Source organism: Paracoccus sp. ME4 (assembly GCF_046736325.1).
Taxonomy (GTDB): Bacteria; Pseudomonadota; Alphaproteobacteria; order Rhodobacterales; family Rhodobacteraceae; genus Paracoccus.
The window spans coordinates 1,828,647-1,850,857 of the sequence record NZ_CP151276.1; the positions used below are offsets into that span (position 1 = coordinate 1,828,647).

18 protein-coding genes are annotated in these 22,211 nt (G+C 68.1%); 11 read left to right on the forward strand and 7 right to left on the reverse strand.

The features are described 5' to 3' along the window. Positions 1–23: 23 nt before the first annotated feature. A complete protein-coding gene (locus AACG61_RS09370; protein WP_411836869.1) occupies positions 24–1,172 on the reverse strand; it encodes an RsmB/NOP family class I SAM-dependent RNA methyltransferase in 1,149 nt (382 codons plus the stop codon). Positions 1,173–1,418: 246 nt separating this feature from the next. On the opposite strand from AACG61_RS09370, the gene katG reads away from it, so the two are divergent. Then, on the forward strand, positions 1,419–3,605 hold the full coding sequence (katG, locus tag AACG61_RS09375) for a catalase/peroxidase HPI (protein WP_411839490.1): 2,187 nt from the start codon (positions 1,419–1,421) through the stop codon (positions 3,603–3,605). Positions 3,606–3,694: 89 nt separating this feature from the next. Here the strand turns inward: katG and guaB are convergent, their stop codons facing one another. Next, positions 3,695–5,143 (reverse strand): IMP dehydrogenase, encoded by a 1,449-nt coding sequence (gene guaB / locus AACG61_RS09380; protein WP_411836870.1) that lies wholly within the window; start codon positions 5,141–5,143, stop codon positions 3,695–3,697. Positions 5,144–5,360: 217 nt separating this feature from the next. Here guaB and AACG61_RS09385 point away from each other — a divergent pair, with 217 nt between their 5' ends. From AACG61_RS09385 to AACG61_RS09410, 6 genes are all read left to right on the forward strand, one after another. Further along, on the forward strand, positions 5,361–6,518 hold the full coding sequence (locus AACG61_RS09385) for an OmpP1/FadL family transporter (protein WP_411836871.1): 1,158 nt from the start codon (positions 5,361–5,363) through the stop codon (positions 6,516–6,518). Between the two features lie 343 nt (positions 6,519–6,861). After that, a complete protein-coding gene (locus AACG61_RS09390; protein ID WP_411836872.1) occupies positions 6,862–7,725 on the forward strand; it encodes an ATPase in 864 nt (287 codons plus the stop codon). A 1-nt stretch (position 7,726) separates the two neighbouring features. Further along, complete coding sequence (locus AACG61_RS09395; protein ID WP_411836873.1) at positions 7,727–8,653, forward strand: homoserine O-succinyltransferase; 927 nt, start codon at positions 7,727–7,729, stop codon at positions 8,651–8,653. Between the two features lie 19 nt (positions 8,654–8,672). Next, on the forward strand, positions 8,673–9,542 hold the full coding sequence (ppk2, locus tag AACG61_RS09400; protein WP_411839491.1) for a polyphosphate kinase 2: 870 nt from the start codon (positions 8,673–8,675) through the stop codon (positions 9,540–9,542). 63 nt (positions 9,543–9,605) lie between these two features. Beyond that, entirely contained in the window at positions 9,606–10,343 is a 738-nt protein-coding gene (locus AACG61_RS09405) for an SDR family NAD(P)-dependent oxidoreductase (RefSeq protein ID WP_411836874.1), read from the forward strand. 94 nt (positions 10,344–10,437) lie between these two features. Beyond that, positions 10,438–11,475 carry an ABC transporter substrate-binding protein gene (locus AACG61_RS09410; RefSeq protein WP_411836875.1) on the forward strand — a complete coding sequence of 346 codons (1,038 nt, stop codon included), beginning with the start codon at positions 10,438–10,440 and terminating at the stop codon, positions 11,473–11,475. A 68-nt stretch (positions 11,476–11,543) separates the two neighbouring features. On the opposite strand, the gene AACG61_RS09415 is transcribed toward AACG61_RS09410, so the two are convergent. Both AACG61_RS09415 and hppD read right to left on the reverse strand, forming a co-directional pair. Then, a complete protein-coding gene (locus AACG61_RS09415) occupies positions 11,544–11,897 on the reverse strand; it encodes a Rieske (2Fe-2S) protein (protein WP_411836876.1) in 354 nt (117 codons plus the stop codon). 43 nt (positions 11,898–11,940) lie between these two features. Then, a complete protein-coding gene (gene hppD / locus AACG61_RS09420) occupies positions 11,941–13,053 on the reverse strand; it encodes a 4-hydroxyphenylpyruvate dioxygenase (RefSeq protein WP_411836877.1) in 1,113 nt (370 codons plus the stop codon). Between the two features lie 128 nt (positions 13,054–13,181). Here hppD and AACG61_RS09425 point away from each other — a divergent pair, with 128 nt between their 5' ends. The 3 genes from AACG61_RS09425 to metH all read left to right on the forward strand — a co-directional run bounded on the left by AACG61_RS09425 (position 13,182) and on the right by metH (position 17,476). Then, the gene (locus AACG61_RS09425; protein ID WP_411836878.1) at positions 13,182–13,634 is read left to right on the forward strand and encodes an Lrp/AsnC family transcriptional regulator; all 453 of its coding nucleotides are present in this window, start codon (positions 13,182–13,184) and stop codon (positions 13,632–13,634) included. Between the two features lie 94 nt (positions 13,635–13,728). Then, positions 13,729–14,766 carry a homocysteine S-methyltransferase family protein gene (locus AACG61_RS09430; protein ID WP_411836879.1) on the forward strand — a complete coding sequence of 346 codons (1,038 nt, stop codon included), beginning with the start codon at positions 13,729–13,731 and terminating at the stop codon, positions 14,764–14,766. Continuing rightward, positions 14,759–17,476, forward strand: a complete 2,718-nt coding sequence (metH, locus tag AACG61_RS09435; protein ID WP_411836880.1) for a methionine synthase — start codon at positions 14,759–14,761, stop codon at positions 17,474–17,476. The genes AACG61_RS09430 and metH overlap by 8 nt, the downstream gene beginning before the upstream one ends. A 34-nt stretch (positions 17,477–17,510) precedes the next feature. Here metH and betA read toward each other — a convergent pair whose 3' ends face one another. Genes betA through betI form a run of 3 tightly spaced genes read right to left on the reverse strand, consistent with a single transcriptional unit; the run spans position 17,511 to position 21,155 of the window. After that, a complete protein-coding gene (gene betA, locus AACG61_RS09440) occupies positions 17,511–19,160 on the reverse strand; it encodes a choline dehydrogenase (RefSeq protein ID WP_411836881.1) in 1,650 nt (549 codons plus the stop codon). After that, positions 19,147–20,592 carry a betaine-aldehyde dehydrogenase gene (gene betB, locus AACG61_RS09445; protein WP_411836882.1) on the reverse strand — a complete coding sequence of 482 codons (1,446 nt, stop codon included), beginning with the start codon at positions 20,590–20,592 and terminating at the stop codon, positions 19,147–19,149. Before betB ends, betA begins: the two co-directional genes overlap by 14 nt. Beyond that, a complete protein-coding gene (gene betI, locus AACG61_RS09450; RefSeq protein ID WP_411836883.1) occupies positions 20,589–21,155 on the reverse strand; it encodes a transcriptional regulator BetI in 567 nt (188 codons plus the stop codon). Before betI ends, betB begins: the two co-directional genes overlap by 4 nt. A gap of 88 nt (positions 21,156–21,243) precedes the next feature. Between betI and choX the strand changes: the two genes are divergently transcribed. Next, entirely contained in the window at positions 21,244–22,185 is a 942-nt protein-coding gene (gene choX, locus AACG61_RS09455) for a choline ABC transporter substrate-binding protein (protein WP_411836884.1), read from the forward strand. The last annotated feature ends 26 nt before the right edge of the window (positions 22,186–22,211 follow it).

Genomic DNA, 22,211 nt, shown 5'->3' on the forward strand with positions numbered 1-22,211 from the left:
GCGCGTCAGGGGTTAAGCGCGCGTTAACCGCGATGCAGTTCGGCCAGGAAGAACCCGTCCCCGCCGCTCAGGGGCGTCCACAGATGCCGCTGCCCGGCCCGGAAGTCGGGGCTGCGCGCCAGAAAGGCGTCGATCTGACCGCCGTTCTCGGCCTCCAGCAGGGAACAGGTCATGTAGGCCAGTCGCCCCCCCTGCCCGACCAGGCCCGCCGCCCGGTCCAGGATCTGCGCCTGCAGCGCCACCACCCGGTCCAGCGCGGCCTGGTCCAGCCGCCATTTCGCGTCGGGCGTCCGCCGCCAGGTGCCCGATCCCGAACAGGGCACATCGGCCACAACCAGATCGAACGGGCCCTGCGGCCGGGTGTCGATGCGGATCGCGGCCCCCGCGCGGGCCGCGCGCGCCGGAAGGTCGGCCATGCGCGCGGGGATCGCGTCATGCGCCGCGATGCGCAGGCCGGGCTGGCGCGCGGCCAGGGCCAGCGCCTTGCCGCCGCCGCCGGCGCAATAGTCCAGCACCCGCAGGCCCGGCGCGAGGTCCAGCGCGGCGCAGGCCCGTTGCGGCGAGAGGTCCTGAAGTTCGACCAGACCCGCCTCATAGGCGCGGGACCGGGCGACCAGCCGCTCTCCCGCCGTGACCCGCAGCGCGGAGGGCAGCGTGCCGTCGGGCGTGGTGGCGATGCCCTCCTCGGCCAGCCGGGCGGCGGCGCGGTCCGGATCGGTCCGGGCCATGTTCACCCGCAGCCAGACCGGGGCGCGCGCCGTCATCGCGGTGGCGACGGCCGCCGCCTGCGGGCCCAAGGCGCGGGTCCAGGCCGGGCGCAGCCAGTCGGGCAGATCGTCCGGCAGCGTATCCGGCGGCGACACCGAAGCCTCGGCCTCGGTCAGCGCCGCCGGGGCGTGTCCCGTGCCGGTGAAGATCGCTGCCAGATCAAGCCCTTCGGCCCGGGCATGGCCGATCATCAGGCCGCGACCGCTCAGCGCGCCGCCCAAGGCCGCCAGGCTATCGCGGCGCCGCAAGGCACCGAAGACCAGATCGCGCAGCGCCGCCCGATCGGCGGAGCCGGCAAAGCGGCTGGCCCGCGACCAGCGCAGCAGTGCCTGTTCCGCCGGGCTGCCCGCCAGAACCTGGTCCAGGATGCCGATCGCGGCGGCAACGCGGGCCGCGGGCGTCATGGCCGCACCGAAACGGGGAATGTCAGGAAGTGAAGGCGGGTCATGGCGGGTCCGGTGCTGCGGCGTGTCGCATGCGGGTTAGCACGCCGCGGACGGCCCGTGCAAACGCGCCAGATCATCAGGGTTTCTTTCAGCGACAATCAGAGAAAGAAAATTCACCTTATAAGTCTGACGGGATATGGTTCGGCATGACGATTCGCCCGCCCCGGATGCCACGCGTCAGGGGCCAGCAAGATGGAGACCGACATGGACGGCAACCCGATCGACCGCACCGGCAAATGCCCCGTGATGCATGGCAGCCATACCAACACCCAGGCCTCGAACACCGACTGGTGGCCCAGTGCGCTGAACTTCGACATCCTGCACCAGCATGACCGCAAGACGAACCCGCTCGGCCCCGACTTCAACTATCGCGAGGCGCTGAAGTCGCTGGACGTCGAGGCCCTGAAGAACGACGTGCGCGCGCTGATGACCGACAGCCAGGACTGGTGGCCGGCGGACTGGGGCAGCTATGTCGGCATGTTCGCGCGGGTGGCGTGGCACGCGGCGGGCTCGTACCGCTTGGGCGACGGGCGCGGCGGCGCGGGCACCGGCAACCAGCGTTTCGCGCCGCTGAACAGCTGGCCCGACAACAACAACACCGACAAGGGCCGCCGCCTGCTATGGCCGATCAAGAAGAAATACGGCAACAAGGTCAGCTGGGCCGACCTGATCGTGCTGGCCGGCACCATCGCCTATGAGCAGGCCGGTCTGAAGACCTTCGGCTTTGCCTTCGGCCGCGAGGACATCTGGCACCCCGAGAAGGACATCTACTGGGGCGCCGAGAAGGAGTTCCTGGCCCCGTCCGACACCCGCTATGCCGACGTCGCCAAGCCCGACACCATGGAGAACCCGCTGGCCGCCGTGCAGATGGGTCTGATCTACGTGAACCCCGAGGGGGTGAACGGTCAGCCCGATCCGCTGGCCACCGCCCAGCACATCCGCGAGACCTTCGCCCGGATGGCCATGAACGACGAGGAGACCGTCGCGCTGACCGCGGGCGGTCACACCATCGGCAAGTGCCACGGCAACGGCCGGGCCGAGAACATGGGCGCGGAGCCCGAGGGCGCGGCGCTGCATGAGCAGGGCCTGGGCTGGAACGCGCAGGAGGGCCGCCGCGGCATCGGCCGCGACCAGATGGTCAGCGGCATCGAGGGCGCCTGGACCGCGAACCCGACCCAGTGGGACATGGGCTATTTCGACATGCTGTTCGGCCATGAGTGGGAGCTGCGCAAGTCGCCCGCCGGTGCCTGGCAGTGGGAGCCCGTGGACATCAGGCCCGAGGACATGCCCGCCGATGTCGAGGACCCGTCGATCAGGACCATGCCCATCATGACCGATGCGGACATGGCCATGAAGATGGACCCCGCCTATCGCGCGATCTGCGAGAAGTTCATGGCCGATCCCGCCAGCTTCGACGACGCCTTCGCCCGCGCCTGGTTCAAGCTGACCCACCGCGACATGGGCCCCAAGGCGCGCTATGTCGGCCCGGACGTGCCCTCCGAGGACCTGATCTGGCAGGATCCGGTTCCCGCCGGGCGCACCGACTACGACGTGGAGGGCCTCAAGGCGCGGATCGCGGCGACCGACCTGACCGTGGCCGAGATGGTGACGACGGCCTGGGACAGCGCGCGCACCTTCCGCGGGTCGGACCTGCGCGGCGGCGCGAACGGCGCCCGCATCCGCCTGGCCCCGCAGAAGGACTGGGCCGGCAACGAACCCGAGCGCCTGGCCCGCGTCCTGTCGGTCCTGCAGCCCATCGCCGACGAGGCGGGCGTGCCGCTGGCCGACGTGATCGTGCTGGCCGGCAACCTGGGCATCGAGAAGGCGGCCGAGGCTGCGGGTCACCGCATCACCGTCCCCTTCGCCCCCGGCCGCGGCGACGCGAGCCAGGAGCAGACCGATGTCGAGAGCTTCGAGGCGCTGGAGCCGCTGCATGACGGCTTCCGCAACTGGCTGAAGGCCGATTACGCGATCAATGCCGAGGAACTGCTGCTCGACCGCGCGCAGCTTCTGGGCCTGACCGCGCCCGAGATGACCGTCCTGCTGGGCGGGCTGCGGGTGATCGGCGCGAACCATGGCGGATCGAAGCTGGGCGTGCTGACCGACCGCGAAGGCGCGCTGACGCAGGACTTCTTCGTCAACCTGACGGACATGGAGAACCGCTGGACCAAGGCCCAAGGCGACGCGGAGGTCTATGAGATCCGCGACCGCAGGACGGATGCGGTCAAGTGGCAGGCCTCGCGCGTGGACGTGACCTTCGGGTCGAACTCGATCCTGCGCAGCTATGCCGAGGTCTATGCTCAGGACGACAACACGCAGAAGTTCCTGAATGACTTCGTCGCGGCCTGGGTCAAGGTGATGACCGCCGACCGCTTCGACATCGCGGCCTGACGTCTTGCGGGGGCCACGCGCCCCTGCCTGCCGACGAAAAAGGCGGCCCCCGCAAGGGCCGCCTTTGTCATTTCCGCGCGCCTGAACGATCAGCCGAGACGATAGTTCGGGCTTTCGCGGGTGATCTGCACGTCATGGACGTGGCTCTCCTTGAGGCCCGCCCCGGTGATGCGGACGAATTCGCAATTGCGGCGCATCTCGGCCACGGTGGCGCAGCCGGTATAGCCCATCGCGGCGCGCAGGCCGCCGACCAGCTGGTGGACGACCGCATTGGCCGTGCCCTTGTAGGGCACCTGCCCCTCGATCCCCTCGGGGACCAGCTTGTCGCTGGCCGCGTCCTTCTGGAAATAGCGGTCGGCCGAACCGCGCGCCATCGCGCCCAGAGAGCCCATCCCGCGATAGGACTTGAAGCTGCGGCCCTGGTACAGGATCACCTCGCCGGGGCTTTCGTCGGTGCCGGCGATGGCGCTGCCGACCATGGCGCAGCTGGCGCCCGCGGCGATGGCCTTGGCGAAATCGCCGCTGAACTTGATGCCGCCATCGGCGATGATCGGCACATCGCCCGCGCCCGAGACCGCATCCATGATCGCGGTCAGCTGCGGCACGCCCACGCCAGCCACGATGCGCGTGGTGCAGATGCTGCCCGGCCCGATGCCGACCTTGACCGCATCCGCGCCCGCGCCGATCAGGGCGCGCGTGGCCTCGGCGGTGGCCACGTTGCCGGCCACGACCTGCACGCCCTCGCGGAACGCCTTGACGCGCTCGACCGCGCGGGCGACGCCCGCGGAATGGCCATGCGCGGTGTCGATGACGACCATGTCCACGCCCGCCTCGATCAGCGCGCAGCTGCGCTCATAGCCCTCGTCGCCCACGGTCGAGGCGGCGGCGACGCGCAGGCGGCCCATCTCGTCCTTGCAGGCCAGGGGGTTCAGCACGGCCTTCTCGGTGTCCTTCAGGGTCAGCAGACCCGTCAGCTTGCCCGACCCGTCGGTCACCAGAAGCTTCTCGATGCGGCGCGCCTTCATCAGGCTGATCGCCTCGGCCCGGTCGGCAGGCTCACGCAGGATGGCCAGGTTCTCGGCGCTCATCATGGCGCGGACCGGGGTGCGGTCGTCGCTGGCAAAGCGCATGTCGCGGTTCGTGACGATGCCCACCACGCGCCCGTCGGCATCGACCACAGGAAAGCCGGTGACGTTGTAGCGATCCTGGAACGCCTTGGCGTCGGCCAGGGTCTGGTCGGGGGTCAGGGTGATCGGATTGTAGACGATGCCGCTCTCGAACCGCTTCACGCGGCGGACCTCGTCGGCCTGCTGCTCGGTGGTCAGGTTGCGGTGGATCACCCCCATCCCCCCGGCCTGCGCCATCGCGATGGCCATGCGGCTCTCCGTGACCGTGTCCATGGCCGAGGACAGCAGCGGGATGTTCATCCGGATCGCGCGGGTGACATGGGTGGTGACGTCGGCCGTCGACGGCAGCACGGTCGAGGCTGCCGGCACCAGAAGAACGTCGTCGAATGTGAGGGCCTCACGAATCTGCATGGGGGGGTATCCTTGCGGTAAGATCGTTTGGCAGTTTCCCCTTTCACGCCGTGCCGGTTTTGTCCAGCCCGCAGGCATGCGTTGCATGAAGGACACGGACGATCTGTCGCAATTGACGCGGACGTCACGTCAGCCGCACGCGGTAATTGATCGGTAACGCGGTCGCGCTAGGGTGGTGGCAGGAAGGGCGGGTCAGCCCGGCCGAGGGAGGGAAATCATGAAACTTGCAATCACCGGGATGGCGGCACTTCTGGCGGGGGCCGCGCCGGTCCTGGCCGGCGGCATCGAACGCGCGCCCCAATCGCTGAACATCCTCTTCGAGGAGGGCAACTATGCCGAGCTGAGCTTCGGCGGCGCCGACCCGACCGTCGAGGGAACCGACACGGGTCTGCAGCCGGCCCTTCCCATCGGGCCCCGCGCCACCGGCGATGTCGCCAACGGCTACGGCTTCGTCGGACTGAGCTACAAGCACCAGTTCTCGGACGCGCTGTCGGCCGCGATCATCATCGAACAGCCCTTCGGCGCCGATGTCAGCTATCAGGCGTTCAACCCGGCCACCGGTCAGGGCGGCTCGTCGCTCTTGGGCGGGACCATGGCGCGGGTCGATTCGACGACCTTCACCGCGCTGATGCGCTACAAGCTGCCGAACAACCTGTCCTTCCACGGCGGCCTGCGCGGCTCTCAGGCGGATGCCGAGGTGACGCTGCAGGGCTTTGCCTACGGCCCGCCGACGCCGCCGACCTTCTCAGGCTATAATGTCCAATTGGATAAGGACTTCGGCGTGGGCTACGTCGTCGGCGCTGCCTACGAGATACCCGACATCGCGGGCCGCGTCTCGCTGACCTATAATTCCAAGGTCGAGCACGAGTTCGACACCGTCGAAAGCCTGCAGGGCAACGTGATCGGCCGCTCCACGACAACGGTCGACACGCCCGAATCGGTAACACTTGAAGCGCAAAGCGGCGTTGCGCCCGGAACGCTGGTCTTCGGCTCGATCCGGTGGGTGAACTGGTCCGAGTTCAAGGTGGACCCGGCCGTCTTCACCGCGACCAGCGGCAGCGGGCTGGTCTCGCTGGAGGATACGACCACCTACACCCTGGGCGTCGGACGCAAGTTCAACGACACCTGGTCCGGCTCGGCCGCGCTGACGTATGAACCCGAGAACGACGACCTCGTCTCGCCGCTGGCCCCGACCAACGGGCGTGTCGGCGTGACCCTGGCGGCGGTCTACACGATGGACAACATCAAGATCACCACCGGCATCAACTACACCAAGCTGGGCGATGCCCGCCCGCAGACGGGCGGCGCTGGCCGTGCCCAGATGGAGGACAGCGACCTCCTGGGGATCGGCGTCCGGATCGGCTACAGCTTCTGAACCCTGTTCCACACACGACCCGACGGCCCCGCGTCCCGCGCGGGGCCGTCTGCATTGATGAATGGAGCGATCGCCACCGTGTGCCAGCCGCCGACAGGTTCCGCTGTCCGTGATCGAAGGACCTTGCCGGGGGCGGTGGCCGGGGGAGTTCGCTCCCCCCGGTCCCCCTGCGGTCGCCAAGCCGCCGCAAGCGCCTGCCGCGACATCGGGGGGTCCGGGGGGCTGGCCCCCCGGCGCCGCCGCGGGACGCAACCCGGCGCCGGACCCGGGACCGGGGCGCCCCCCCTTTCCAAGGCTCGCCCGTGACATTAGCTAGGGTCGCGAGCGACACGGGGGAGGCCGAATGATCTATCGCAATGCGGACGACTGGCGCGCGACGCCGTCGCGGCGGGTGGTGTTGTTCGGCATGTCCGGGCTGGGCAAGACCTATCTGGCCTCGATGCTGCGCGAGACGGACGACTGGTTCCACTACAGCGTCGATTACCGCATCGGCACCCGCTACATGGGCGAGTACATTGCCGACAACTTCAAGCGCGAGGCGATGAAGGTGCCGTTTCTGCGCGAACTGCTGATGTCGGACAGCGTCCACATCGCCAGCAACATCACCTTCGACAACCTCGCCCCGCTCTCGACCTATCTGGGCAAGCCCGGCAGCCCGTCACGCGGGGGCCTGCCCTTCGACGACTACTGCAACCGGCAGGATCAGCACCGCCGGGCCGAGATCGCGTCCCTGCTGGACACGCGCCATTTCATGGACCGCGCCCGCGACATCTACGGAACGCCGCATTTCGTCTGCGACAGCGGCGGCTCGATCTGCGAGGTCGTGGATCCGGACGATCCCGACGATCCGGTGCTGACCGCCCTGTCGCGCGACCTGCTGCTGGTCTGGATCAAGGGCAGCGAGGGGCATACCGCCGAGCTGGTGCGCCGCTTCGACCGCGCGCCCAAGCCCATGTACTATCAGCCGCAGTTCCTGGAGCGCGCCTGGATCGCCTATCGGGTCGAGAAGGGTCTTGAACCCGCCCAGGTCAATCCCGACGACTTCATCCGCTGGACCTATGCCCGCGCGCTGGCCCATCGCCAGCCCCGATACGAGGCGATGGCGCGGCGCGGCGTCACCGTCCTGGCCGAGGAGGTGGCGCTGGTCCGCACCCCCGACGACTTCACCGACCTGATCGCGACCGCCATCGCGCGCAAGGAGGCCTGACATGCCGATCACCCTGAACGAAAGCCTGCCCGCCTACCGCATCCTGTCGGAGGAGGGCGTCATGGTCATGTCGCCCGGACGCGCCGCGACCCAGGACATCCGGCCGCTTCGCATCGGGCTGCTGAACCTGATGCCCAAGAAGATCCAGACCGAGAACCAGTTCGCCCGGCTGATCGGCGCGACGCCGCTGCAGATCGACTTTCAGCTGATCCGCATGTCGGACCACGAAAGCCGCAACACCGCCGCCGATCACCTGGAGAGCTTCTACCGCCCCTTCCGCGACGTCGAGGCCAGCGGCGAGAAGTTCGACGGGCTGATCATCACCGGCGCCCCGATCGAGCATCTGCCCTTCGATCAGGTCACCTACTGGGAGGAACTGGAGCGGGTCTTCGCCTGGACCCAGACCCATGTCCATTCGACCTTCGGCGTCTGCTGGGGCGGCATGGCGATGGCCTGGCATTTCCACCACCTGCCCAAGCACATCCTGGCCGACAAGGCCTTCGGCTGCTTCCGGCATCGCAACCTGTCGCCGGCCTCGCCTTATCTGCGCGGCTTCTCGGACGAGGTGCTGGTGCCGGTCAGCCGCTGGACCGAGGTGCGCCAGGACGAGGTCGATGCCCGCCCCGGCCTGACGACGCTGCTGGCCAGCCCCGAGGTCGGGCCCTGCCTGCTGGCCGATCCGGGGCATCGGGCGCTCTATGTGTTCAACCATTTCGAATATGACAGCACCACGCTCAAGGAGGAGTACGACCGCGACGTGGTGGCCGGAAAGCCCATCGCGGTGCCCGCCAACTACTACCCGGACGACGATCCGGCGCGCGCGCCCTCGAACCGCTGGCGCAGCCATGCGCATCTGCTCTACGGTAACTGGATCAACGAGATCTATCAGACGACATGGTACGACATGTCGCGCATCGGAGAGGGCTGAGGCGATGGCGCAACGCATCCTGGACCTGCCGCTGGTCGGCCGCATCCGCGCCTATCTGGAGGAGGACGCCCCGCCCCGGCTGCGTCAGGCGCTGAGCGAGGGAGGCGGTGCGGACATCCTGGACGACGACTTCCCCTATCGCGAGGCCATGCCCAAGGACGCCTATCAGCGCCATATGGACGCGTTGCAGGTCGAGCTGGTCCACATGATGCATGACGTCATCGCCACCGGCAAGCGCGTGGTCGTGCTGTTCGAGGGGCGCGACGCCGCCGGCAAGGGCGGCACGATCGAGCGGGTGCGAGAGAACCTCAACCCCCGCTCGGCCAGCATCGTGGCGCTGCCGAAGCCCACCGAGCGCGAGGCCGGGCAGTGGTATTTCCAGCGCTATGTCGACTGGCTGCCCGCCGCCGGAGAGATCGCCCTGTTCGACCGCAGCTGGTACAACCGCGGCGTGGTCGAGCGGGTCTTCGGCTTTTCGGACGACGGGCAGCGCGCTGCGTTCTTCCGCCAGCTTCCCGCCTTCGAGGAGATGCTGGTCGATGACGGCATCATCCTGGTCAAGCTGTGGCTGAATGTCGGCCGCGCCGAACAGCTGCGCCGCTTCCTGGACCGCGAGGCCGACGTGCTGAAGCAGTGGAAGCTGTCGCCCATCGACGTGGACGGCCTGTCGCGATGGGACGACTATACGGCGGCGATCCGCGACACGCTGGCGCGCTCGCACCGCGACCACGCGCCTTGGACGGTGATCCGGTCGGACGACAAGCGCCGCGCGCGGATCGCGGCCATCCAGACGATCCTGCAGGCCGTCGACTATGCGGGCCGCGACGATGCGGCCATCGGCACGCGCGATCCGCTGATCGCGGGCGGGCCAGATCTGCTGCGCGACTGACCTTGGCGCGCCCGGCCCGGCATGCCACAACCCGCACGGGAGACATGAACCGGGAGGGAAAGCATGGAACTGTCCGAATGCCGCGTCGTCGTGACCGGGGGCGCATCGGGACTGGGCGCCGCCACCGCGGCCCATCTGCGTGCCGCGGGCGCGCAGGTGGTCGTTCTGGACCGTGAGGCCGCGGGCGAGGCCGCGCGCATGGGTGCGGGCTTTGTTCAGGCCGACGTCACGGATGAGGCCAGCGTCGCGGCGGCGCTGGATCACGCGGTGTCCGTGATGGGCGGGATCGACGTCTGCGTGAACTGCGCGGGCGTGGTCATCGGAGAGCGCACCCTGGGCCGGGACGGCCCGCACCGGCTGGACAGCTTCCGGCGCACCATCGAGGTCAACCTGATCGGCAGCTTCAACGTGCTGCGGCTGGCGGCGGCGCACATGGCGCGCAACGGGCGCGAACGCAACGGCGTCATCGTGAACACCGCCTCCATCGCGGCCTTCGACGGGCAGAAGGGTCAGGCCGCCTATGCCGCATCGAAGGCCGGCATCGCGGGGATGACGCTGCCGCTGGCGCGCGACCTGGCCGGACAGGGCATCCGCGTGTGCAGCGTCGCGCCGGGCATTTTCGGCACGCCCATGCTGAAGGGCCTGCCCGCCGAGGTGCAGGACAGCCTCGCGGCCGAGGTGACCTATCCGCGCCGCCTCGGCGCGCCCGAGGAGTTCGCCGATCTGGTCGCCTTCATCATCCGCAACGACTATCTGAACGGCGAGACGATCCGTTTGGACGGCGCGCTGCGGATGCGCTAGGCAGTACGCGATCACGGCCGCGCGAAGCCCTTGCGCGGCCTGCCCCACGCCCTTAGCGTCGTGGGCAAACCGACCAACAGAGAGGCCAGATTTCATGCGCTTGCTGACAACCACCATCCTGGCCGCGGCCGCCCTGCCGGCCTGGGCCGCCGATCCGGAACTGACCGTCTTTGACTGGGCCGGCTTCGAGGAGCCGACGATCTTCCAGGCCTATGTGGACAAGCATGGCGCCAGCCCGACCTATGCCTTCTACGGCGATGACGACGAGGCGTTCCAGAAGGTCGCGTCGGGCTTCAAGGCGGACGTGATCCACCCTTGCAGCCAGATGGTCGGCAAGTATCGCGACGCCGGCCTGATCGAGCCCTGGGACACCTCGCGCATCCCGAACTTCGAACAGATCGAGGAGCGGTTCCTGGACAGCGAGGTCTTCCGCGACGATCAGGGCGTCTGGTTCATCCCGACCGACTGGGGCGCGACCGCCATCGCCTACAACACCGAGACGGTGCCGGCCGAGGACGTGGCCAGCCTGAGCGTCTTCACCAACCCGAAGTATCAGGGCCGCACCTCGCTGCCCGACAGCTCGGACGATGTCTGGGCGCTGGCCTATCTGGCGACCGGCGTCACCGACTGGTCCGAGGTCACGGACGAGCAGTTCCAGGCCGCCGCCGCCTGGCTGCGCGAGGCGCATGCCAATGTCGCGGCCTATTGGGCCGATCCGTCCGAACAGGCGCAGCTGATGGCGTCGGGCGCGGTGGACGTGGCCTGGTCCTGGAACGACGGCGTGGTCTATCTGCAGGCCGACAATTATCCGGTGGGCTTTCAGCGCGAACCGGCGGAAGGGTCGTCGACCTTCTTCTGCGGCTATGTGAACGTCAAGGACGGTCCGGGCAGCGAAGACAAGGCCTATGACTTCATCAACGCCTGGCTGGAGCCGACTGCGGCCAAGGCGCTGCTGGACACGATCGGCTATGGCCATACCTCCGCCGAGGCGATGGCGACGATCGCGGACGAACCCGCCGTGGCCGAGGGCCTGGCCGAGATCGACGCGCCGGTCCTGGCCCAGACCCCCAACGACCCCGAGCTGCGCCAGCGTCAGCTGGCCGAGTTCGAGAAGATCAAGGCCGGGTTCTGAACCGGACCGTGGACGGCCGGGGGCTTCGCGCCCCCGGACCCCCGCGGGATATTTTCATGAAGAAGAGATCAGGGGGCGATCACGATGTGGTCGCCCTGCTGCATGACCGGCACCGCGTCCAGGCCGCAATCGGCCCCGGACAGTGCCGCCCCCGTCGTTCGGTCGAAGCTGGCGCCATGCGCGGTGCACAGAAGCCGCCTGCCATCCGCCGAGAGCAGGGTCGATCCGCGATAGTCCAGCGGCAGATACTGATGCGGGCAGGCGTTGACGAAGGCCCGCACGGCGTCGCCGTCGCGCAGCACGATCAGCGGGAAGGCCCCGCGTTCGGTCGTGACGGTCAGGGGATGCACGCCGGTGATCGCGGCCGCCGCGCAGATGCGGGTGCCGGGGACGGGCGCGCTGCTGTAGTCGGTCCAGGCCATGATGATCGGCGCGGCGGCCTCCCCGCCGCCGCGCCGCTCCTCCCTACTGGGCCGGGGTGGCGGTCAGCACGCCGCGCCGGATCTGGTCCTCCTCGATCGACTCGAACAGGGCGCGGAAATTGCCCTCGCCGAAGCCGTCATCCCCCTTGCGCTGGATGAACTCGAAGAAGATCGGGCCGATCACCGTCTTGGAGAAGATCTGCAGCAGGATGCGCGTCTCGCCGCCGCCCACGACGCCCTCGCCGTCGATCAGGATGCCGCGGGCCTTCATCCGGTCGATGGGCTCCTCGTGGCCCTTCACCCGGCGGTGCGACATCTCGTAATAGGTGTCGGGGGGGCCGGGCATGAACTCCATCCCCGCTTGGGCGATGCGATCGGTGCCGGCATAGATATCGTTGGAGGCGATGGCGATATGCTGGATGCCCTCGCCCTTATATTCGCGCAGATATTCCTCGATCTGGCTGTGATCGTCGGTGCTCTCGTTGATCGGGATGCGGATCTTGCCGCAGGGCGAGGTCAGGGCGCGGCTGACCAGGCCGGTCTGCTTGCCCTTGATGTCGAAATACTTGATCTCGCGGAAATTGAACGTGTCGTGATAGAACTTGTACCACGTGTCCATGTTGCCGCGGATCACGTTGTGGGTCAGGTGATCCAGATAGAAGAAGCCGAACCCCTCGGGCTTCGGATCTGCCTCGCCCAGCCAGTCGTAATCCGCGTCATAGGCGCTGCCCGCATCGCCGTAGCGGTCGATGAAATACAGAAGCGACCCGCCGATGCCGAAGACCGCCGGCGCCTCGATCGACTTGCCCGGCCCGGTATATTCCGTGGCGCCCAGTTCGACCGCGCGTCGCAGCGCGACCTGCGCGTCCACCACCCGCCAGGCCATCGCCGGGGCGCAGGGGCCGTGTTCGGCCACGAAGCCCGCCGCGTGGCTGTCGGCTTCCGCGTTCAGAACATAGGTGATGTCGCCCTGACGATAGAGGGTGATGTCCTTGCCGCGATGCCGCGCCACGGGCACGAAGCCCATCTGCCGGAAGATGCGGTCCAGGACGGCCGGGTTGGGATGGGCGTATTCGACGAATTCGAACCCGTCGGTGCCGGCCGGGTTGGCGGCGCTGATCGTGGCCTTGGGGGCATCATGCGGGAACGGACCCATGCGCGTCTCTCCTTCTCTTTGCGCCATCATGCAGGGCGGGCCGCGCATGGCGGTTGCAAAGCGGGGCGCAGATCGGCGATGATCGCACAAAGCGTGCATGATCGGCACGCATCACGCATGGATCGCGCATGGACCGCTTCGATACCGCAATTCTGGCCGCATTGCAGCGCGACGGCGCGCTGACCAACGCGGCGCTGACCGAGGTCGTGGGCCTGTCGGCCAGCCAGATCTCGCGCCGGCGGGCGGCGCTGGAGGCCGAGGGCGTGATCGAGGGCTATGCCGCGCGGCTGTCTCCCGCGAGGTTGGGCCACGGGTTCCGCGCGATCATCCGCGTCAACCTGCGCGGCCACGGGCAGGGCCGCGAGGAGGAGTTCGCGCGCTTCGTCGCCGCGCAGCCGATGATCCGGCGGGCCTTCTCGGTCTCGGGGGATGCGGATTACGTGCTGGACGTGCGCGGGCGCGACCTGGAGGCCTTTGCCGATTTCGTCCACCGCCACCTGCTGCCGCATCCGCAGGTGGCGCAGGTCAGGTCCGAGATCGTCCTGAAGACCCTGAAGGACGAAGGCGGCGTCGCGCTGTGACATGCGCGCCGTTCATGATCTTGTCCAGAACTATGAATTTGCCGCCCGCGCCCCGAGCGCCTATATCACGGGCTGCAACCGAAAGGCCCGTCCCATGCCCCTGCCCCTCTCTCCCGCCTTCGCGGCGTTGAACAAGGCCGCGTCCGAACGCATCCTGATCCTGGACGGCGCGATGGGCACGCAGATCCAGGCCCTGTCCCTGGGCGAGGACGACTATACCGGCCACGGGTCCGGTCATGCCTGCCGCCATCACACCGACCACCCGCAGCAGGGCAACAACGATCTGCTGGTCCTGACCCAGCCCGAGGCGGTCGAGGAGATCCATTACCGCTATGCCATGGCGGGTGCCGACATCGTGGAGACGAACACCTTCTCGGCCACGACCATCGCCCAGGCCGATTACGGGCTGGGCGAGGCCGTGCATGACCTGAACGTCGAGGGCGCCCGCGTCGTGCGCCGCGCGCTGGACCGCGCCACGGCCCAGGACGGGCGGCCCCGTTTCGTCGCGGGCGCGATCGGGCCGACGAACCGCACCGCGTCGATGAGCCCGGACGTGAACGACCCCGGATACCGAGCCGTGACCTTCGAGGATCTGCGCGTGGCCTATCTGCAGCAGGCCCGCGGGTTGATCCAGGGCGGCTCCGACATCCTGCTGATCGAGACGATCTTCGACACGCTGAACGCCAAGGCCGCGATCTTCGCCTGCATCCAGGCGATGGAGGAACATGGCCAGCGCCTGCCCCTGATGATCTCGGGGACCATCACCGATGCTTCGGGGCGCACCCTGTCGGGGCAGACGCCGACGGCGTTCTGGCATTCGGTGCGCCATGCGAACCCCTGGACCATCGGGCTGAACTGCGCGCTTGGCGCCGCCGCGATGCGTCCGCATCTGGCCGAGCTGTCGCAGGTCGCGGACACGCTGATCTGCGCCTATCCCAATGCGGGCCTGCCCAATGCCTTCGGGCAATATGACGAAGGCCCCCATGACACCGCCCCCCAGGTCGCCGATTTCGCGCGCGAGGGGCTGGTGAACGTCGTCGGCGGCTGCTGCGGCACGACCCCTGACCATATCCGCGCCATCGCCGAAGCCGTGGCCCCCTTCGCCCCCAGAAAGGTGCCCGCCTATGCCTGATCGTCATCTGCGCCTGTCGGGGCTGGAGCCCTTCGTCCTGACCCCGGACATCCCCTTCGTGAACGTGGGCGAACGCACCAACGTCACCGGCTCGGCCCGTTTCCGCAAGCTGATCAAGGAGCGCGACTATGCCACCGCGCTGGAGGTCGCCCGCGACCAGGTGGAAAACGGCGCCCAGATCATCGACATCAACATGGACGAGGGCCTGATCGATTCAAAGGCCGCGATGGTCGAATACCTGAACCTGCTGGCGGCCGAACCCGACATCGCCCGCGTGCCGATCATGATCGACAGCAGCAAATGGGAGGTGATCGAGGCCGGCCTGCAATGCGTGCAGGGCAAGCCGGTCGTGAACTCGATCAGCATGAAGGAGGGCGAGGACCAGTTCCGCGAACAGGCGCGGCTGTGCCTGGCCTATGGCGCGGCCGTCGTGGTCATGGCCTTTGACGAGGACGGTCAGGCCGATACCTGCGCGCGCAAGATTCAGATCTGCGAACGCGCCTATCGCATCCTAGTCGACGAGGTCGGTTTCCCGCCCGAAGACATCATATTCGATCCCAACATCTTCGCCGTGGCGACGGGGATCGAAGAGCATAACAACTACGGCGTCGATTTCATCGAGGCCACGCGCTGGATCCGCCAGAACCTGCCCCATGCGCATGTGTCGGGCGGCGTGTCGAACCTCAGCTTCAGCTTCCGCGGCAACGAGCCGGTGCGCGAGGCGATGCATGCGGTGTTCCTCTATCACGCCATCAAGGCGGGGATGGACATGGGCATCGTCAATGCGGGCCAGCTGGCGGTCTATGACCAGATCGACCCTGATCTGCGCGAGGCCTGCGAGGATGTCGTCCTGAACCGCCGACCCGAAGCGACCGAACGCCTGCTGGAGATCGCCGAGCGCTTCCGGGGCGACGGCCAAGGGGCGAAGCGCGAGAAGGACCTGTCCTGGCGCGAATGGCCGCTGGAGAAGCGGCTGGAGCATGCCCTGGTCAACGGCATCACCGAATATATCGACGCCGATACCGAGGAGGCGCGCCAAGCCGCAGAACGCCCGCTGCATGTCATCGAAGGCCCGCTGATGGCGGGCATGAACGTGGTGGGCGACCTGTTCGGCGCGGGCAAGATGTTCCTGCCGCAGGTGGTGAAATCGGCCCGCGTGATGAAGCAGGCCGTGGCCGTCCTTCTGCCCTATATGGAGGAGGAAAAGCGCCTGTCCGGCGGCGAGGGTCGTGAAAGCGCCGGCAAGATCCTGATGGCCACCGTCAAGGGCGACGTCCATGACATCGGCAAGAACATCGTGGGCGTCGTGCTGGCCTGCAACAATTTCGAGGTTATCGATCTGGGCGTGATGGTCCCGCCGCAGAAGATCCTGCAGGTCGCGCGCGACGAGAAGGTCGATATCATCGGCCTCTCGGGCCTGATCACCCCGTCCCTGGACGAGATGGTGCATCTGGCCTCCGAGATGGAGCGCGAGGGCATGTCGATCCCGCTGCTGATCGGCGGCGCGACCACCTCCAAGATCCACACGGCGGTCAAGATCGCGCCGCGTTACGTCAAGGGTCAGGCGGTCTATGTGACCGATGCCAGTCGCGCGGTGGGAGTCGCCTCGGCGCTTCTATCGCCCGAGCGCAAGGCCGCCTATGTCGAGGAGATCCGCGCCGAATACGCCACCGTGGCCGAGCGCCACGAACGCTCCGAGGCCGCCAAGACCCGCCTGCCGCTGGCCAAGGCGCGGGCCAATGCGCTGAAGATCGACTGGACGGGTTACGCGCCCGTGGCGCCCGGCTTCACCGGCACCCGTGTGATCGAGGACTGGGATCTGGCCGAGATTGCGCGCTATATCGACTGGACGCCGTTCTTCCAGACCTGGGAGCTGAAGGGCGTCTATCCCCGCATCCTGGAGGATGAGGCGCAGGGCGAGGCCGCCCGCGCGCTGTTCCAGGACGCGCAGGAGATGCTGGCCCGGATCATCGAGGGGCAGTGGTTCCGGCCCCGCGCCGTGCTGGGCTTCTGGCCCGCCAATGCCATCGGCGACGACATCCGCCTGTGGACGGACGGCACGCGCCGGACGCCCCTGGCGACGTTGCACACGCTGCGCCAGCAGGTGACCAAGCGCGGCGACCGTCCGAACGTGGCTCTGTCCGATTTCGTGGCGCCCGAGGGCATCCCCGATCATGTCGGCGGCTTCGTGGTGACCGCCGGTCCCGAGGAGGCCGAGATCGCCGCCCGCTATGAGCGCGCGAATGACGATTACGGCGCGATCATGGTCAAGGCGCTGGCCGACCGCTTTGCCGAGGCCATGGCCGAGATGCTGCACGAACGCGTCCGCCGCGAGCATTGGGGCTATGCCCCGGACGAGGCGTTCAGCCCGCAGGAGCTGGTGGGCGAGCCCTATGCGGGCATCCGCCCCGCGCCCGGCTATCCGGCGCAGCCCGACCATACCGAGAAGCTGACCCTGTTCAGCCTCTTGGATGCCGAGGCCGCGACGGGGGTCACGCTGACGGAAAGCATGGCGATGTGGCCGGGATCGTCGGTCTCGGGCCTCTATATCGGCCATCCCGACAGCTATTACTTCGGCGTCGCCAAGATCGAGGAGGATCAGGCCCGCGATTACGCGACCCGCAAGGGCTGGACCCTGGAGGAGGCCGAGCGCTGGCTGGCCCCGGTGCTGAACTATCAGCCCGGCGCCGCCAAGGTCGACGCCGCATGAGGAAAAGGCCCGGAGCGATCCGGGCCTTTTCGCGTCACAGGGTCTCGCGCAGCATCGGGCGGCCCAGGATGTGATCGGCGGCCTTCTCTCCGGTCATGATCGACGGGCCGTTCAGGTTGCCGTTGGTGATGCGCGGAAAGATCGAACTGTCCGCGACCCGCAGGCCCTCGACCCCGATCACCCGCAGCTCCGGGTCCACGACCGCCATCGGATCGTCCGCCGCCCCCATCATGGCCGACCCGCAGGGGTGATAGGCCGATTCCGCATGCTCGCGGATGAAGGCGTCGATCTGATCGTCGGTCTGGATGTCCGCGCCCGGCTGGATCTCGTCGCCGCGATATTCGGCGAAGGCCGGCTGGTCGAAGATGCGCCGCGTGTGACGGACGCAGGCGCGGAACTCCTCCCAATCCTCGGGCTGGGACATGTAGTTGAAGCGGATCTCCGGGGCGACGGTCGGATCGCCCGAGGCCAGCCGGATCGTGCCGCGCGACTTCGATCGCATCGGCCCGACATGGGCCTGGAACCCGTGCCCCTTGGCCGCCGACTTGCCGTCATAGCGCACGGCCAGCGGCAGGAAGTGGTACTGGATGTCGGGATAGTCCTTGGCATCGGACGACCGGATGAAGCCGCAGCTCTCGAACTGGTTCGATGCGCCGAGGCCCGTCTTCTGCAGCAGCCACTCGACCCCCACCCGGCCTTTGCCCAAGAGGTTGTAATAGGTGTAGAGCGTCACCGGCTTCAGCGACTTGTACTGCATGTAGATCTCCAGGTGATCTTGCAGGTTGCCGCCCACGCCCGGCCGGTCGGCCAGGGCGGTGATGCCGTGCTGGGCCAGATGCTCGCGCGGGCCGATGCCCGACAGCATCAGCAGTTTTGGCGTGTTGATCGAGCTGGCCGAGACGATCACCTCGCGCGCGGCCATCACGGCCATGACCTGGCCCTTGTGCTCCAGCTCGACCCCGATGGCGCGGCGGTCCTGGAACAGCACGCGGCGCGCCAGGCCCCGGACCACGGTCAGCAGGCCGGTCTTCTTCGCCGGCCGCAGATAGGCGTTGGCGGCGGACCAGCGACGGCCCTTCCAGATGGTCGCCTCCATCGGGCCGAAACCCTCCTGCTGTTCGCCGTTATAGTCGTCGGTGCGCGGCCAGCCGGCCTCCTCGCCCGCCTTGATGAAGGTGTTGAACAGCGGGTTCTTGCGCTTGCCGCGGGTGATGTGCAGCGGCCCGTCGGTCCCGCGCCAAGGCGAGGTCTGCGCCCCGGTCGGATCGCCGTGCCAGGTCTCCATCCGCTTGAAATAGGGCAAGACGCCCGCATAGTCCCAGCCCGCAGCACCGCTGTCCGCCCAGTGCTGATAGTCCAGCGGGTTGCCCCGCACGAAGACCATGCCGTTGATCGAGGACGACCCGCCGATGACCTTGCCCCGCGGCGTGGCCAGCGTCCGCCCGCCCAGATGCGGTTCGGGCTGGCTGGCGAAACCCCAGTCATAGCGGCTCATGTTCATCGGATAGGACAGCGCGCCCGGCATCTGGATGAAGGGGCCGACATCGCTGCCGCCATATTCGATCAGCGTGACGGTTCGCCCGGCCTCGGTCAGGCGATAGGCCAGCGCGCAGCCCGCGCTGCCCGCGCCGATGATGACGTAATCGGCCTCCTTGGCCGCTTTCGGCAGATCAGTAGGGTGCATCGACGCCTCCCATGCCCACATAGACGGATTTCAGCTGGCTGTAATGCTCGATCGCGGCGGCGGAATTCTCGCGGCCCAGACCCGACAGCTTGACGCCTCCGAAGGGCATCTCCACGGGCGTCAGGTTGTAGGTGTTTATCCAGCAGGTCCCGGCCTCCAACGCCGCGACGACGCGATGCGCGCGCGACAGGTCCTGGGTGAAGACGCCCGCGGCCAGGCCGAAGCCCGTGCCGTTCGCGCGGCCGATCACCTCGGCCTCATCGACGAAGCTCAGCGCGGTCATGACCGGGCCGAAGATCTCGTCGGTGGCGATGGTCATGTCGTCGGTGGCGTCCGCAAAAACAGTGGGCGGGATGAAGGCCCTCTCCCCCTCGCCGCCGCAGACCAGCCGCGCGCCCGCATCGACGCCCGCGCGGATCGCGGCGCGGATCTTGGCGGCCTGCGCCTCGTTGATGATGGGCCCGTGATTCGTATCGGGGTCCAGCGGGTCGCCCATGCGGACGCCCTGCACGCGCTCGGCCAGGCGGGCCAGGAATTCCTCCTTGATGCCCTCCTGCAGGAAGACGCGCGTCCCGTTCGAGCAGATCTGACCCGAGCTGTAGAAATTCGCCAGGATCGCGGCGCTGACCGCGTCCTCCAGGTTGGCGTCGTCAAAGACGATCAGGGGCGACTTGCCGCCCAGCTCCATCGTGACATGGCGCATGCCTTCGGCGGCGGCGGCATAGACGCGGCGTCCGGTCGGCACCGATCCGGTCAGCGAGACCTTGGCCACGTTCGGGTCGGTCACCAGCGCCGCCCCCACCGCGCCGCGGCCCTGCACGACGTTGAAGACGCCCGGCGGCATCCCCGCCTCGATGAATATCTCGGCCAGCTTCAGGGCGCCGAGCGGCGTTTCCTCAGACGGCTTGAAGACCATGGTGTTGCCCATGACCAGCGCGGGCGCGGCCTTCCAGCAGGCGATCTGGCTGGGATAGTTCCAGGCCCCGATGCCCGCGCAGACGCCAAGCGCCTCGCGCCGCGTATAGGCCCAATCGGCGCCGAGCGGGATCATCTGCCCGGTCAGCGTCGCGGCCAGCCCGCCGAAATATTCCAGCGATGCCGCCCCCGAGGGCCAGTCCGCGACCAGCGTCTCCTGGATCGGCTTGCCGGTGTCCAGGGTCTCCAGGCGCGCCAGCTCCTCGTTGCGCTCCAGGATGATGGCGGCGGCGCGCGACAGGATGCGGCCGCGTTCGACCGGGGCCATGGCGGCCCATGCGGGCTGGGCGGCGCGGGCGACGGCGCAGGCATGGGCCACCTGATCGGTAGTGGCCTCGCGCAGCGTGGCGATGGTGCTGCCGTCGAAGGCATAGCGGACGTCCAGCGTCTCGCCCTGCCCCTCGACCGGCTTGCCGCCGATAAAGAGGGACGCGGGGGGTTGTGCGGAAAGGCTCATGCAAGGGCCTCCTTCAGATAGGTCATGATGGTGTTCAGCGCCGCATCGGCATCGGTCGGACCGGGGGTCAGGACCGCGCGCAGATAGACGCCGTCGATCAGCGCACCCAGGGTGTCGGCGGTGCGCTCGGGATGGTCGGTCAGCCCGCGCAGCGCCACGATCAGGTTCGAGTGCAGCCGGCGGTGATAGACGCGCAGCAGGCGCGCGGCCTCGGGCGAGGTCAGGGCCAGCGCATAGAAGTTCAGCCAGGCGCTGACCGTCTCGCGCTGAAAGTTCTGCGGGGCAAAGCTGGCCGCGACGATCGCGTCCAGCCGGCCCCGCGCGCCCCGCCCCGGCAGGGCGTCCGACACGGACCGCCCGTAGGTGCGCAGGATGTAACGCATCGCCGCAAGAAAAATCTGCTCCTTGGAGCCGAAATAGTGATGCGCCAGGGCGGGCGACATCCCCGCACGTTTGGCGATCTGCGCCACGGTCACGTCCAGCGACCCGGCGCGGCCGACCTCGACGATCGCGGCATTGATCAGCGCTGCTTTTCGGATAGGCTCGGCCCCGAGTTTCGGCATGATTTGCACCTGCGGCAGGAGAAATTTGTTGCGTTGCCGTCTCCATGTAGCGTTAATTGACTGAACAATCAAGAACAGGGAGCCCATCATGACCCTTTCCCGCATCCTCGCGGCCCTTGCCGTGACGCCCGCGCTGGCCCTGCCCCTGGCCGCGCAGGAGCCCGACAGCTGCCGCCAGGTCGTGTTCTCGGATGTCGGCTGGTCCGACATCACCGCGACCACGGCCATCGCCTCGACCGTGCTGCAGGCCCTCGGATACGAGACCGAGACGCGCATCCTGTCGGTGCCGGTGACCTACACGGCGCTGTCCACCGACGACGTGGACGTGTTCCTGGGCAACTGGATGCCCACGATGGAGGCCGACATCGCCCCCTATCGCGACGCCGGCACCGTGGACACGGTCCGCACCAACCTGACCGGGGCGAAGTACACGCTGGCCACGAACAAGGCCGGGGCCGATCTGGGCATCGCCGACTTTGCCGACATCGCCGCCCAGAGCGAGGCGCTGGACGGCAAGATCTACGGCATCGAGCCGGGAAATGACGGCAACCGCCTGCTGCTGGAGATGGTGGCGATGGACCAGTTCGACCTGGGCACGTTCGAGGTCGTCGAATCCAGCGAACAGGGCATGCTGGCCCAGGTCCAGCGTGCCACCAACAGCGACGAGCCGGTGATCTTCCTGGGCTGGGAGCCCCATCCCATGAACGCCCAGTTCGAGATGACCTATCTGACCGGCGGCGACGCGATCTTCGGCCCCGACCTGGGCGGCGCCGAGGTGCGCACCAACACCCGCGCGGGCTATGTCGCGGAATGCCCGAACGTGGGCAAGTTCCTGCAGAACCTGGAGTTCACGCTGGACATGGAGAACGAGGTCATGGGCGCCATCCTGAACGACGGCCAGGACCCGATGGAGGCCGCCCGCGACTGGCTGGCCGCCAACCCGGACGCGGCGACGCCCTGGCTGGTCGACGTGACCACCGCCGACGGCAACGACCCGCAGACCGCGCTGACCGAGGCGCTGGCGCAGTGACGGACCGGCCCCGGCAGCGAGTGCCG

What these genes read in the sequence shown, in the direction of transcription:
- AACG61_RS09370 (WP_411836869.1), bottom strand. Translation starts at nt 1,172, where the DNA reads ATGACGCCCGCGGCCCGCGTTGCCGCCGCGATCGGCATCCTGGACCAG.
- katG (WP_411839490.1), top strand. Translation starts at nt 1,419, where the DNA reads ATGGACGGCAACCCGATCGACCGCACCGGCAAATGCCCCGTGATGCAT.
- guaB (WP_411836870.1), bottom strand. Translation starts at nt 5,143, where the DNA reads ATGCAGATTCGTGAGGCCCTCACATTCGACGACGTTCTTCTGGTGCCG.
- AACG61_RS09385 (WP_411836871.1), top strand. Translation starts at nt 5,361, where the DNA reads ATGAAACTTGCAATCACCGGGATGGCGGCACTTCTGGCGGGGGCCGCG.
- AACG61_RS09390 (WP_411836872.1), top strand. Translation starts at nt 6,862, where the DNA reads ATGATCTATCGCAATGCGGACGACTGGCGCGCGACGCCGTCGCGGCGG.
- AACG61_RS09395 (WP_411836873.1), top strand. Translation starts at nt 7,727, where the DNA reads ATGCCGATCACCCTGAACGAAAGCCTGCCCGCCTACCGCATCCTGTCG.
- AACG61_RS09405 (WP_411836874.1), top strand. Translation starts at nt 9,606, where the DNA reads ATGGAACTGTCCGAATGCCGCGTCGTCGTGACCGGGGGCGCATCGGGA.
- AACG61_RS09410 (WP_411836875.1), top strand. Translation starts at nt 10,438, where the DNA reads ATGCGCTTGCTGACAACCACCATCCTGGCCGCGGCCGCCCTGCCGGCC.
- AACG61_RS09415 (WP_411836876.1), bottom strand. Translation starts at nt 11,897, where the DNA reads ATGGCCTGGACCGACTACAGCAGCGCGCCCGTCCCCGGCACCCGCATC.
- hppD (WP_411836877.1), bottom strand. Translation starts at nt 13,053, where the DNA reads ATGGGTCCGTTCCCGCATGATGCCCCCAAGGCCACGATCAGCGCCGCC.
- AACG61_RS09425 (WP_411836878.1), top strand. Translation starts at nt 13,182, where the DNA reads ATGGACCGCTTCGATACCGCAATTCTGGCCGCATTGCAGCGCGACGGC.
- AACG61_RS09430 (WP_411836879.1), top strand. Translation starts at nt 13,729, where the DNA reads ATGCCCCTGCCCCTCTCTCCCGCCTTCGCGGCGTTGAACAAGGCCGCG.
- metH (WP_411836880.1), top strand. Translation starts at nt 14,759, where the DNA reads ATGCCTGATCGTCATCTGCGCCTGTCGGGGCTGGAGCCCTTCGTCCTG.
- betA (WP_411836881.1), bottom strand. Translation starts at nt 19,160, where the DNA reads ATGCACCCTACTGATCTGCCGAAAGCGGCCAAGGAGGCCGATTACGTC.
- betB (WP_411836882.1), bottom strand. Translation starts at nt 20,592, where the DNA reads ATGAGCCTTTCCGCACAACCCCCCGCGTCCCTCTTTATCGGCGGCAAG.
- betI (WP_411836883.1), bottom strand. Translation starts at nt 21,155, where the DNA reads ATGCCGAAACTCGGGGCCGAGCCTATCCGAAAAGCAGCGCTGATCAAT.
- choX (WP_411836884.1), top strand. Translation starts at nt 21,244, where the DNA reads ATGACCCTTTCCCGCATCCTCGCGGCCCTTGCCGTGACGCCCGCGCTG.